Here is a 10747-nt window from a genome sequence, read left to right as displayed (position 1 = left end):
CAGGAGAGCCTCGGACGTCTACACTCTGTTAGTTGAAGTAGAGCGTACCGAGGCTCTACCAGCAGGATAGCGGTGCAGTTTTGGCCAAGAAATCGCCCACGACCTCGCCCGAGAAATCGCCCGTGAAGTCGCCCGTGAAGTCGCCCGAGAAGATGACCTCGGAAACGGTGTGGATCGCCGGCGGGTACCAGTCGGACTTCGCGCGGAACCTGACCAAGGAGGGGCTCGACCTGAGCGACCTCACCGCCGAGGTCGTCACCGGCACGCTCGAGGCGGCGGGCTTCGCCGCGGCCGAGATCGAGGTGATCCACCTGGGCAACGCCTTCGGGCAGGTCTACACCGGGCAGGGGCATCTCGGCGCCATGCCCGCCTCGGTCGTGCCCGAGCTGTGGGAGGTGCCCGCCACCCGGCACGAGGGCGCGTGCGCCTCCGGCTCGCTGGCGATCCTGGCCGCCATGGCCGACCTCGAGTCCGGCCGCTACGACGTCGCGCTGGTGCTGGGCGTGGAGCTGGAGAAGAACGTGCCCGGCGACCAGGGCGCGCGGAACATGGCGGGCGCGGCGTGGATCGGCCGCGAGGGCCAGGACGCGAAGTTCATGTGGCCGTACATGTTCAGCCGCGTCGCCCAGGAATACGACAAGCGCTACGGCGTCGACCCCGCGCACCTGTGGCGTATCGCCGAACTCAACACCCGCAACGCCCGCAACAACCCGAACGCCCAGACCAGGGTGTGGCAACTCGGGCCGGAATCGTTCAGTGACGACCCCACGGCCAACCCGGTGGTCGAGGGCTTCCTGCACAAGGCCGACTGTGGCCCGCTGACCGACGGCGGGGCAGGCGTGGTGCTGGTCAGCGAACGCTATCTCGCCGCGCATCCCGAGGTCCGCTCGCGGCCGCTGTCGCGCATCCTCGGCTGGGGCCACCGCACGGTCGGGCTGACGCTGGAGGACAAGCTGCTGCGCAGCGCCGACCAGCCGCTGCTGTTCCCGCACGTCGCCGCCGCCATCTCCGACGCCTTCGGGCGGGCCGGGCTGAGCGGCGTCGACGATGTGGATCTGATCGAGACCCACGACTGCTTCACCGCCAGCGAGTACATGGCCATCGACCACTTCGGCCTCACCGAACCGGGGCAGAGCTGGCGGGCCATCGAGGCGGGCGAGCTGGAGATCGGCGGCAGGCTGCCGATGAACCCCAGCGGCGGCCTGCTCGGCGGCGGTCATCCGGTCGGCGCCACCGGGGTGCGCATGCTGCTGGACTGCCATCGTCAGGTGACCGGCGGCGCGGGCGGCTACCAGGTGGCGGACGCGCGCCGGGCCGCCATGCTCAACATCGGCGGCAGTACCACCACCACCGTCAGCTTCGTCGTCGGCTGAGGCGGGCCGGGTCGCGACGCGTCGATAGAGTGCCGGACATGGCAGCAGACGGCGCGCCCACCCTGCTGCGGGCGGGCGGTGACAACGCGATCGCGGTGACCCTCGGCGCACTCGGTGACGAGTGGAACCTGTGGATCCTGCGGTTCGCGGTCGAAGGCGCCCGCCGCTACGGGGACTGGTTCGCCCACGGCGCCATCTCCAATTCCGTGCTCACCGCCCGGCTGGCCCAGCTCACCGAACTCGGCCTGTTCGAACGGGTCGAGTACTCGCGGCGGCCGGTGCGCCACGAATACGTGCTCACCCCGCGCGGGCGCGGCGTGTGGCCGATCCTGCTGGCCATGTGGGCGTGGGAACAGGAGTGGGCGCCGGAATCGGAGATTGCCCTGCCGATCATGCGCCATCGCGTCTGCGGGCAACGATTCGCCCCGCGACTGATCTGCGCCGCCTGCGGCCGCCCGAGCGCTGGTCGCGAGGTCGCCGCCGCGCTGGGGCCGAGCGGCGACTGGTCGCGCAGCGTGCCCGCCTCCATCGGCCGCCGCCGCTCCGCCGCGCGTCCCTCGCAGGTGCTGCCGCACACCATGGAACTGCTCGGCAACCGCTGGTCGGCCGCCATGCTCGGCGCGCTGTTCCTCGGCGCCACTCGTTTCGGCGAATTCTGCGAGCGCACCAGCGCCCCGCCCGCCATGGTCGCCGACCGGTTGCGCCGCTTCGAGGATCTCGGCGTGGTGGAGACCAGCCCCCACCCGGTCCGCCCCGACTGGGTCACCTACGGCCTCACCGCCAAGGGCGCGGCCTTCTTCCCCGTCATCGCCCTGATGATCGACTGGGGCCAGCGCTGGTTCCACGCCCCCGATGGCCCGGCGATCGTTTTCACCCACACGGTGTGCGGCAACGACTTCCACCCCCGGCAGGCGTGCGGGCACTGCGGGCAGGAGTTGCGCGCGGGGCAGGTCGCCATCGAACCCGCGGAACACGCCGCCGGCCCGGCTGTGCGCGGCTGACCCACCGTGGCTGATCCATCGCGGCTGACCCACCCTCGCCGAATCCTCATAGCCGAATCCTCATGGCCGAATCCTCATGGCCGAATCCTCATGCCGAATCCTCGTGGCCGAATGCCCGTGGGGTCAGCGGCGGGTGGTGGCGTCCATGGCGGACCAGCGGTTGATCGAGGTCCGCGGCGCGGCGCACTCGATGTCGACGAAAGCTATGATCCGCTGGAGCGTGGCCTCGTCGAGGTGGCCGGTGGACGGGAGCAGGACCACGTCGGCGCCCGAGCTCATCGCCTGGTCGACCAGGCCGTTCATCGAGCCGGAATCCGCCCAGCGCAGTGTGTAGCCGAGCTGGCGGGCCAGCCTGCGCACCTGGGCCGAATCCCATTCGGCCGTCGGTGACGACGGGTCCAACCATCCGAGAGCGAGCATCCCATCCTCCGTCCGATCACCGAAAAGGTCAGCCCCGGCGGCGATGTGACGTCACCGCGTCCGCTCCACCACGCCGGGAAGGGCTGCCGGGCCCCACAGCGAAGGCGGATACCCGGGAATTCCGATTCGGAACGGCTCGCGGCGAAATTTCGTGTCTCGCCCACTTGACGGACGTGTGGAGGCCGTCGCCCCAGAGAGTTTCGACGCCGAGGGCCGGGTGTTCGGGCGTGGCCGTCAGCGACCCCAGACCGTCTGCTGCGCCGATCGCTGCCGGTAGGTCTCGATCTGGGTTCCGACCATCGCCACCACGTCACCCAGCGGCAGGGTGATGTCGGCGGCGTGCAGACCCCAGCCGGGGTCGGGGAAGGCGCTGAGCGCGGGGGCGTCCGGCTCCGGCCGGACCAGCAGCACATGCGCGTCGCCGATACGGGCGCAGCGGCCGAGATAGCGCTCGGCCGGGCGCAGCCACGGGGTGTCCGCGGCCGGGGGCAGGCCGCCGCGGCCTGCGTCGCCCAGGCCGAAGATCCCGGGGAACAGGGCGGAGCGGGTCAGCGTGTGCAGCGGGACCTCGGCATCGCCCTGTGGGAAGGCCGGATTCACGCAGGCGATCTCGTAGCCGGGGCCGAACGGTTGCGGGTCGGCCTCCGCGGTGGTGGGGGTGACGCCGTAGCGGGCGTCCGGTGGCGGGGCCTGCCCGAAGGCGGACCAGGCGATCACGCAGTGGGTCTGGCCGGTGCGGCGGCACAGCGGCACGGTGTGGAAGTCGCCGCCGGCGTCGGCGCCGCGCGGCACCACCACGTTGCCGCCCACCAGCACCGCCGAGACCAGTCGCGTGTTGGCGGCCGGGTCGGGTTCGATGCGTTCGCGCAGCAGTTGGCGCAGCATCCAGGTGCCCTGGGAGTGCCCGATGAGCACCACGCCCCGGCCGTGGTTGAACTCGTTGAGATATTGCTCCCAGGCCCGCGCCACATCGCGGAATGCCATGGCGGCCGCGGCCTTCGCCTGTCCCGGCGTGCCGGGCGACCGCAGCGCCAGCAGGGTGCGCTGCCGGTACACCGGGGCGTACACATCGCAGACCTCGGAGAAGCGCTGGGCCTGCTGTTCGGCGATCGCCCGGATCGGCGGGGTGATGTCGAGGCTCGCCGAGTACGAGAGTTCGGTGGAGACGGTCGGATAGACGTAGAAGCAGTCCACCTCGTGGCGCTCGGCCGCGGGTGCTGGCACCACCACGTCGGGTTCGCCGGGTGTTCGCACGGTCGTGGTCAGGTCGCCGCGACACGGGTCGGCGGGCAGATCGGGGCGGCACAACCAGACGGTCTCCTGCGGTTCGGGATCGGCCGGGGCGCTGGCCGCCTGCGGCACGAGCAGGGCGACGAACAGGATGAGGGCCGTGGCGAGCCCGTAGCGGGGGCGGTTTGCCAGGCGGGAACCGAAGAACTCGGCGGGCACGGAAACTCCCTTCGCACGAACCCGCCCACCTTATGACGGCGGGCGGGCTCGTGCGAGGTGGTGTATGCCACTGTGCGGGAAGAATTCACCGGCCCGACAGAGATCGACGCGGCTTCCCGGCGACGCCGCCGGGGCGCGTGGGCAGGCGGATCGTGACCTCACTGTGACGTGGGCACGGCGAATTTTACCTTTCGTTGTCTGGCGCCGACCCCGTTGCACGGCGAACACTGAGATCGGCAAGTCGGTCTGTGAATTCCGTTGATCCGCGTGCAATCGAAGGGTTCGAAATGTCCAGATTCACCAAGGTATTCGCCACCACGGCGGCCGCGCTGGCGATCGGCGTGTTCGCCGCGCCCATGGCCTCGGCCGCGACCACCCCGTCCGCTGATCCGATCACGGGCTCGGTCATCATCTGCGTTCCGCTCGGCAGCGTGTCCGTCTGCATCTGACGCATCGGACACTCACCCACGCGCGTCGGATACGTGCGCGGCAGGCAGGTCGCCTCCCGGCGGCCTGCTTCTCTGTGTCCCGGTACCGCCCGGGCGACCGGCCCGCCGCGCACCCGGCGGTCAGGACAGCACGAACGGCGGTGGGGCGGCGGGAACGAACGCCCGGCTCACGTCGCCGATGAGCCCGCTGGCGGCGGGTTCGAGCTTGTGGTGGGCGGTGAAATCCAGCTCGGCCAGGTCGGCCCAGACGATGTTGGGTGTGTACACGGACTCGTAGATGTAGCGCCGCTGGGTCAGATCCGAGATCGTGCGCCAGATGGTCGCGGAGATGTTGGGACGCTCGGGATCGGGCTCACCGAAGGGCTGGGCGGCATTGCGCATCACGCTCAGCAGCGCCGCGTACGCGCGTGGCAGGCTGTCGGCGGGCGGGAGCCGGTCCAGGTAGTAGGAGGCGCGCACGAAGCGGTCGGCCGCCTCGGTGGTGCCGGGCAGCGGCTTGTCCCCGCCGAAGCCCGCGAACTGCTTCTTCAGTTCGAGCTGCTGGTCGTAGGGCGGGGAATTGGTCATGACCGTGAACGAGCGGTCGTGGTGCAGGCGGGCTTCGCCGTCGATGTGCTCGATGATCAGCGAATCCCCCGTGGCGTCCTCCAGCGCCAGGTGCACGGTGGCGGGGCGTCCGCTGCGCGGTTCGATGAGCGGCAGCACCTGGAACGGCTCGCGGTCCATCAGGTCGACGCACTCCTCGACGGTCGCGCACAGGTCGAGGAAGACCTGTGCCCACAGCGAGACCGCCACCGCGGCCCTGGCGGAGTCGCGTTCGCCGAAGTCGGCCTCGGCCAGCCACAGCAGGTGCGCGGCGAGCCCCTGCTCGTTGATGCCGTCGGAGGTGGCGTTGTCCCACACCGTGGCCACCAGGCTGCCGTGCCGGGCGGTCCAGCGCATCGGTGAGGCGTCACGGTCGTGGCCGACCCGCTCCACGCCGCGCGGCAGCACCCAGAGGTTGGTGTCCATCTCCTCGCGCCAGTCCATGTTCCGGCCGACCAGCACGCCGTGCCCGCCTGCCGTCCACAACGCTCGTGTGCACATCTGTCCCTCGATTCGTCAGCGGTTCGATCGGTTCGGTTCAGCGGCCGGATGCGGTGAGGGCGCCCTCCCGCGTCCGGTAGGCGGCGATCTGCGCGCCGACCAGGTCGACGGTGTCGCCGAGAGTCAGTGCCAGATCGGCGGTGTGCAGGCCCCAGTCGGGATCGGGGAACGGGGCAGGCGCGGGCGCGCCCTCCTCCGGGCGCACCATGAGCACGTGGGCCGGGCCGATGTGGGTGCACTTCGCTCGGTAGCGCTGGGCGGGCCGCAGCCACGGAGTGCCCGCCGTCGGCGTCGGGCCGAGCGCCGGGGCGAGTTCGCCGAGGCCGACCGCGCCGGGGCGCACGTCGCTGCGCAGCAGTGTGTGCAGGGTGGCCTCCTCGTTGCGGGCCAATGAGGCCGGGTTGACGCAGGCGATCTCGTAGCCGGGGCCGTAGGGGACCGGCATGGCCTCCGGGGTGGCAGGCGTGACGCCGTAGCGGGCGGTCGCGGGCGGTGGCTGCCCGTAGCTGGACCAGGCCAGCGCGCAACCGGTCTGCCCGCGTTCGCGGCACAGCGGCACCGAGCGGAAGTCGCCGCCCACGTCGGCCCCGCGCGGCACCACCACGTCCCCGCCGATCAGCACCGCCGAGATCAGCCGCGACAGCGCCGCCCGGTCCGGCTCGATCCGCTCCCGCAGCAACTGCCGCAGCATCCTGGTGCCCTGCGAGTGCCCGATCAGCACCACGCCGCGACCGTTGTTGTGGTGGGTGAGGTACTGCTCCCACGCCTGCGCCACGTCCTCGAAGGCCGCGGCCACCGCGGCGGCGGCCTGCTCGGGCGGCACCGGCGTCCGCAGCGCCACCAGCGTGCGCTGACGGTAGACCGGCGCGTAGACATCGCACATGCGGGAGAACCGCTGCGCCTGCTGCGCGGCCATGGACCGCATCGAATCGGTGATCCGCATGCTCGCCGAGTAGGTCTGCTCCTGCGAGACGGTCGGGTATACGTAGAAGCAGTCCACCGCGTTGCGGAGCGGGCCACGCGGGCGCACCACCCGATCCGGTTCGCCCGTGGTGCGCTCGGTGGTGGCCAGATCGCCGCGACAGGGGTCGCTCGCCAGCCCGGGATGGCACAGCCAGATCACGTCGGAGATTTGCGAAGCATTCGCCGATGCCGGCGCCGGGGCGGCGATCTGGGCGAGCAGAGCGGCGACCGCGACCACGGCGGCGGCGATGGCGCCGCCTGGTCTGCGCGCGACAGGTCCTCCGGGGGACACGGTGGGCACGGTGACTCCCTTCATGAACGCGCCCACTGTACGGTCTGCGGCCGCCGGAACCCGGGATTGCGCACGGCGCGTGGCTTCACCCCGTGTGGGTGATCACATTTGTGATAGCCGGTGATTAGCGTGATGGCCGGAGGCGGGCGACCGCGGGGGTGGGGCGAACCGGACGACCCACGGACGAGGTGCCATGAATCCCGGACCGGACTTCGACGACGGAACCGACTTCGAGAACGCGACGCGAGGGCTGATCGCGGAGTACGACGGTCCCGCGATCACCGCCGCCGACGGGCGGGTGGTGTGGGACCTCGCCGCCTACCGCTTCCTCGACGGCGACTGTCCCGACAGCGCGCACCCGAGCCTGTGGCGGCAGGGCAGGCTGTGCGCGAAGCAGGGGCTGTTCGAGGTGACCGCGGGTATCTACCAGGTCCGCGGGTTCGACCTGTCGAACATGACGGTGATCGAGGGCCGCGAGGGCGTGGTGGTCGTCGACCCGCTGGTCTCCACCGAGACCGCGGCCGCCGCCCTGGCCGTCTATCGCGCGCACCGCGGCGACCGCCCGGTGACGGGCCTGATCTACACCCACTCCCACGTCGACCACTTCGGCGGTGCGCGCGGCGTGCTGCCCGAGGGGCGTCCCGAGGTGCCGATCCTCGCGCCCGAAAGCTTCCTCGAACACGCGGTGAGCGAGAACGTCTACGTGGGCACGGCGATGACGCGGCGCGCGGTGTTCATGTACGGCTCGGGGCTGCCCAAGGCTCCCGACGGGCAGATCGGCTGCGGACTCGGCACGACCAACTCGCTCGGCACCGTCTCGCTCGTCCCGCCCACCGTCGACATCACCCGCACCGGGCAGCGCGAGGAGATCGACGGCGTCCGTATGGTCTTCCAGCTCACCCCCGGCACCGAGGCGCCCGCCGAGATGAACTTCCTGCTGCCCGACCACCGGGCGCTGTGCGTGGCCGAGAACGCCACCCACACCATGCACAACATCCTCACCCTGCGCGGCGCGCTGGTCCGCGACGCCAGGGTGTGGGCCCGCTATCTGGACGAGGCGATCGCGTTGTTCGCCGAGCACGCCGACGTGGCCTTCGCTTCCCACCACTGGCCGACCTGGGGCCGTGACGACTGGACGGCCTGGCTGGCCGGGCAACGCGACCTCTACGCCTACCTGCACGACCAGACGCTGCGGCTGGCGAACAAGGGTCACACGGGCATCGAGATCGCCGAAGAGTTGTCCCTGCCGCCCGAACTGGACGCGCTGTGGGCGGGCCGCGGCTACTACGGCTCGCTCAGCCACAACGTCAAGGCGATCTACCAGCGTTATCTCGGCTGGTTCGACGGCAATCCCGCCCACCTGTGGGAGCATCCGCCGGTCGAGACCGCTCGCCGCTACGTGGCCGACTACGGCGGCGTCGCGGCCGGGGTGGCCAAGGGCGGCGAGTACGCCGCGCGCGGCGACCTGCGCTTCGCGGCGACCCTGCTGAACCACGCCGTCTTCGCCGAACCCGGGCACGAAGGCGCGCGCGAAGCGCTGGCCGAGGTCTACCGCAGGCTCGGGCACGGCAGCGAGAACGGTGTGTGGCGCAACTTCTATCTGGTCGGCGCCGGAGAGCTGCGCCACGGCCTCACGGATTCCCCGCTTGCGACGGCGAACCCGGAGATGCTCGGCGCGCTGACCGTGGAGATGATCATCGACGCGCTGGCGGTGCGCGTCGACGGCCCGCGCGCGGCGCGGCATCGTCTGGTCATGGACTGGAAACTGACCGACGAGCAGCGCGTCGTCCGGCTGACGCTCGCACACGGCGCGCTGACCCACCGCGCGGCCACCACCGACGCCCCGCTGCGCGGAGCCGCCGACCTGACCCTGACCTTCGCCAAGCCCGCGCTGAGCGCCCTGCTCGCCTGCGGGGATTCAGCGGGTATCGCCGTCCAGGGCGACGCGGCGTTGCTCGCGACGTTCCTCGGTCTGCTCGACGACCCAGATCCCGCCTTCCCGATCGTCACCCCGTGAGCGCCGGGCCACCGCCGGGAATAGCCCGCGCGAGTGCCTCGTTGACGGGTGTACATGCAAACAGCATGTACTCTCCTTTGGAGAGTAATCCGGTGGGAAACCACGACGCATTGATGGAGTGACCTGCGGTGACCACGCGACGACCCGTCGAACCCTTCGAGCTCGGCTCGCCCTGGCAGGGCTTCGACCCCTTCCTCTTCACGGCCTACCACCCCGACGACTACCCGCGCGGCAACGCGGGCCTCGGTCCCGACGCCTCCCTGGCCGGCCGTCCGCTCGGCAACGACTTCGGCAACCCGCAGGGCTGGAACATGTATCACGGCACGACCGTTCCCGGATTCCCCGCGCACCCGCACCGCGGCTTCGAGACGATCACCATCGCCCTGCGCGGGCTGGTCGACCATTCCGACTCCCTCGGCGCCGCGGCCCGCTTCGGCAACGGCGACGTCCAGTGGCTCACCGCGGGGCGCGGCATCTCGCACGCGGAGATGTTCCCGCTGCTCGACCGCGACCAGGGCAACCCGCTCGAGCTGTTCCAGATCTGGCTGAACCTGCCCGCCGCCGCCAAGCAGGTCGAGCCGAACTTCACCATGCTCTGGCGCGACGAGCTGCCCCACCACGTCGAGGTCGGAGCGTCGGGCGCGCGGGCGGAGGTCACGGTGGTGGCGGGCGCGTTCGGGCCGGTGCGGCAGCCGGTCACGCCGCCGGACTCGTGGGCGGCGGATCCGGCCGCCGGGCTGGCCATCTGGGTGCTCGACGTGGCGGAGGGCGGTGAACTGGCACTGCCCGTCGCCGACGGCGCGGTCACCCGGGTGATCTATCTGTTCGACGGCCCCTTCGAGGCCGAGGTCGGCGGGGTCGCGCTGCACGACGGTCAGGGTGCGGTGCTCGACGCGAGCCGGGAGCTGCCGCTGATCGCCCGGCGTGGGCGGGTGCGGGCGCTGGTGCTACAGGCCGCGCCGATCGGTGAGCCGGTCGTCCAGCACGGGCCGTTCGTCGCCGCGAGCAGGGCCGAGCTGGTGCGCGCCTTCGAGGATTACCAGCGCACCCGCTTCGGTGGCTGGCCGTGGCCGGTCGACGATCCGGTGCACCCGGCCTCGGCCGGACGGTTCGCCCGCTACCCGGACGGCCACGTGGCGAGGCCCGAGGGCGAGCCGACGGTGACGAGCCGATGAGCAGCCGGTGAGCGGGCGCTCAGTCCGGTCGATCCGGGTCGCCTGCACCGCGTGCCGCGGCGACCCGGGGAGCCAGCCGCATCATGGCGACGACGAATTCGCTCACCGCGTCGCCGACCTCGACGCCGAGCGGCGTCAGCTCGTACTCCACGTGCGAGGGGATCGTGCGCAGCACTCGCCGCTCGGCGAGGCCCTCGGCGGTGAAGCGGCGCAGCACCTGGGTGAGCATGCGATCGCTGATGCCCTCCACCGCGCGCTTGATCGAGGCGTAGCGGACAGGGCCGTCGCGCAGCGCGGTGAGCACCAGGATCGACCAGGTGCCGCCCACGGTGTCGAGTGCGCAGCGCAGGGCATTCTCCCCGGTGCGCAGATCGTCGAGGCCGAGCGTGCGGGCGCCGCCCTCGCGGGCGAGCACGCGCTCGGCTGCCTCGGCCGCGGCGGCGGCCGGGGCGGTGTCGGCGGGGCCCGCCGCGCCCGGCCGGGCCATGTGTGCCCCCGAACCACATAGCAGGTACTGCCGGA

The 10747-nt window shown here is 71.5% G+C and carries 10 protein-coding genes; 5 read left to right on the top strand and 5 right to left on the bottom strand.

Features of this window, described 5'->3' with window-relative positions; all coding sequences use genetic code 11:
* The first annotated feature begins 152 nt into the window (after positions 1-152).
* Together QH283_RS25690 and QH283_RS25685 are read left to right on the top strand one after the other, a co-directional pair.
* Positions 153-1373 (top strand): acetyl-CoA acetyltransferase, encoded by a 1221-nt coding sequence (locus QH283_RS25690; RefSeq protein ID WP_280505512.1) that lies wholly within the window; start codon positions 153-155, stop codon positions 1371-1373.
* A gap of 38 nt (positions 1374-1411) precedes the next feature.
* On the top strand, positions 1412-2374 hold the full coding sequence (locus tag QH283_RS25685) for a winged helix-turn-helix transcriptional regulator (protein ID WP_280505510.1): 963 nt from the start codon (positions 1412-1414) through the stop codon (positions 2372-2374).
* Positions 2375-2497: 123 nt separating this feature from the next.
* On the opposite strand, the gene QH283_RS25680 is transcribed toward QH283_RS25685, so the two are convergent.
* Positions 2498-2794 (bottom strand): hypothetical protein, encoded by a 297-nt coding sequence (locus tag QH283_RS25680; RefSeq protein WP_280505509.1) that lies wholly within the window; start codon positions 2792-2794, stop codon positions 2498-2500.
* Positions 2795-3028: 234 nt separating this feature from the next.
* Positions 3029-4243, bottom strand: coding sequence for a DUF3089 domain-containing protein (locus tag QH283_RS25675; protein ID WP_280505508.1), 1215 nt, complete (start codon positions 4241-4243; stop codon positions 3029-3031).
* A gap of 287 nt (positions 4244-4530) precedes the next feature.
* Between QH283_RS25675 and QH283_RS25670 the strand changes: the two genes are divergently transcribed.
* Positions 4531-4692, top strand: coding sequence for a hypothetical protein (locus QH283_RS25670; protein WP_280505507.1), 162 nt, complete (start codon positions 4531-4533; stop codon positions 4690-4692).
* A 120-nt stretch (positions 4693-4812) separates the two neighbouring features.
* Here QH283_RS25670 and QH283_RS25665 read toward each other — a convergent pair whose 3' ends face one another.
* Both QH283_RS25665 and QH283_RS25660 read right to left on the bottom strand, forming a co-directional pair.
* Entirely contained in the window at positions 4813-5778 is a 966-nt protein-coding gene (locus tag QH283_RS25665) for a linear amide C-N hydrolase (RefSeq protein ID WP_280505506.1), read from the bottom strand.
* A gap of 37 nt (positions 5779-5815) precedes the next feature.
* Positions 5816-7057 carry a DUF3089 domain-containing protein gene (locus QH283_RS25660; RefSeq protein WP_280505505.1) on the bottom strand — a complete coding sequence of 414 codons (1242 nt, stop codon included), beginning with the start codon at positions 7055-7057 and terminating at the stop codon, positions 5816-5818.
* Positions 7058-7226: 169 nt separating this feature from the next.
* On the opposite strand from QH283_RS25660, the gene QH283_RS25655 reads away from it, so the two are divergent.
* Both QH283_RS25655 and QH283_RS25650 read left to right on the top strand, forming a co-directional pair.
* Complete coding sequence (locus QH283_RS25655; protein ID WP_280505504.1) at positions 7227-9050, top strand: alkyl/aryl-sulfatase; 1824 nt, start codon at positions 7227-7229, stop codon at positions 9048-9050.
* 128 nt (positions 9051-9178) lie between these two features.
* Complete coding sequence (locus QH283_RS25650; RefSeq protein ID WP_280505503.1) at positions 9179-10225, top strand: pirin family protein; 1047 nt, start codon at positions 9179-9181, stop codon at positions 10223-10225.
* Between the two features lie 19 nt (positions 10226-10244).
* Here QH283_RS25650 and QH283_RS25645 read toward each other — a convergent pair.
* Positions 10245-10747: winged helix-turn-helix transcriptional regulator (locus QH283_RS25645; RefSeq protein ID WP_348538316.1), on the bottom strand; the 503-nt coding region annotated here is incomplete at its 5' end.

The organism is Nocardia farcinica (genome assembly GCF_029867845.1).
In the GTDB taxonomy this organism is placed as follows: domain Bacteria; phylum Actinomycetota; class Actinomycetes; order Mycobacteriales; family Mycobacteriaceae; genus Nocardia; species Nocardia farcinica_A.
Note: the sequence above shows the minus strand (reverse complement) of the source record. Positions and strands in the feature narration are given on the sequence as shown.